Source organism: Corallococcus terminator, assembly GCF_003611635.1.
Taxonomy (GTDB): domain Bacteria; phylum Myxococcota; class Myxococcia; order Myxococcales; family Myxococcaceae; genus Corallococcus; species Corallococcus terminator.
Genome location: NZ_RAVZ01000749.1, coordinates 1 through 761, shown reverse-complemented (window position 1 = coordinate 761; position 761 = coordinate 1). Strand labels below are relative to the sequence as shown.

Genomic DNA, 761 nt, shown 5'->3' with positions numbered 1-761 from the left:
GGGGGGCGACCGCGCGGGCCGGCCACCAGCACCCCGCGTGCGCACCCTTTGCGCACAACCCCTTCGCCAACGAGTGAGGACGCGGATGCCGATGGAACGAGCGCAGCGGTTCGTGGACGCACTGTTGAAACTGGAGGCGGATGGCGACATGGAATCGCTGCTCGCCCTCTTCGCCGATGACGCCCAGGTGAGCAACGTGGCCTCGCCCAGCGTCTTCACCGGCATCGACGGCGCCCGCCGCTTCTGGACCGAATACAAGGCCACCCTGGGCGGCGTGAAGTCCACCTTCCGCAACGTGATTGAATCCGGCGACCGCGTGGCCCTGGAGTGGGAGACGCAGGGCCAGTCCCCCAATGGGGCGGCCATCGCCTACGAGGGCGTCTCCATCATCGAATGGGACGGCGACCGCATCCGGCGCTTCTTCGCCTACTTCGATCCGCACGCCCTGGGACAGGAGCTGTCCCACGACACCGCGCCCCGGTCGGAGGTCCCCGCGACCACCCCGGCGTAGCCGCCGCGAGACTTTTCAGGGGCCCGGGGGTTCGAGGGGATTCCACCCCCCGGGTGACTTATCGCTGCCGCAAGAGGCAGCGGGACCCAGTGTGCACTCCCGTGCACCGGGGCCGCGAGCCGGGGTAGCGTGGAGGGGCGGCCACCCCCCACTTCTTCGACGGGCCGCGTCGTCCCCCTCTGGGAACCCCATGATGACCCGCGTCATTGCCCCCCTCCTGGCCGTCCTGCTCCTGGCCGCCTCCTCCGCC

The 761-nt window shown here is 70.3% G+C and carries 1 protein-coding gene; it reads left to right on the top strand.

The annotated features are described in order from the left end of the window. The first annotated feature begins 85 nt into the window (after positions 1-85). On the top strand, positions 86-511 hold the full coding sequence (locus D7V88_RS41940; protein WP_120545995.1) for a nuclear transport factor 2 family protein: 426 nt from the start codon (positions 86-88) through the stop codon (positions 509-511). Positions 512-761: the final 250 nt, after the last annotated feature.

Bases quoted from the DNA above. Each gene is read 5' to 3' on its own strand.
- D7V88_RS41940 (WP_120545995.1), top strand. From the start codon at position 86: ATGCCGATGGAACGAGCGCAGCGGTTCGTGGACGCACTGTTGAAACTG.